Below are 425 nucleotides of genomic sequence, written 5' to 3' on the forward strand. Positions count from 1 at the left end.
GCCTGGCTAATCTTGGTTAGCTCCTCATTCTCGGTATAGACCGAGATCACCGGCAACGGCCCGGCCAGGTCGTCGATCGGATCGAGCCGCGTGTCGAAAACATACTTGCCGGCCAGGGTCGGCCAGGGACCGGATTCCGGCGCGCCCGACGGCGCCAAGGCTTCCAGCGCACAAAGGCGCAAAAACTCACGCGCGAGCATGTCATTTGATCCGGTTGAGATCGAGCCTGGCGTAACCAGGCGTCGAGGGCAGCACTTCGGCGACGCGGAATAGCTGGCCGTCGATCGGCGCGCCGTTGTCGTCGAGCGCGGCGATTTGATCGCCGGTGCGCGGCCGATAGGGCAACTGCGCGAGGCGGATCGAGAGATAGGGCCGCGAACTGGCGACGCCAGGTCGCTCGGGTTGCACGCCCGGCTGATTGAACG

Annotated in this window: 2 protein-coding genes; both read right to left on the bottom strand. The window is 65.2% G+C overall.

Annotated elements, in window-relative coordinates:
• Positions 1-200, bottom strand: a 200-nt coding sequence (locus tag SOP85_RS31175; protein ID WP_323629431.1) for a hypothetical protein, incomplete at its 3' end; no start/stop codon positions are given.
• Position 201: 1 nt separating this feature from the next.
• The coding region (locus SOP85_RS31180) for a hypothetical protein (RefSeq protein WP_323629432.1) at positions 202-425 on the bottom strand (224 nt) is incomplete at its 5' end.

Source organism: Pseudomonas sp. YuFO20 (assembly GCF_035064975.1).
Lineage (GTDB): Bacteria > Pseudomonadota > Gammaproteobacteria > Pseudomonadales > Pseudomonadaceae > Aquipseudomonas > Aquipseudomonas putida_AE.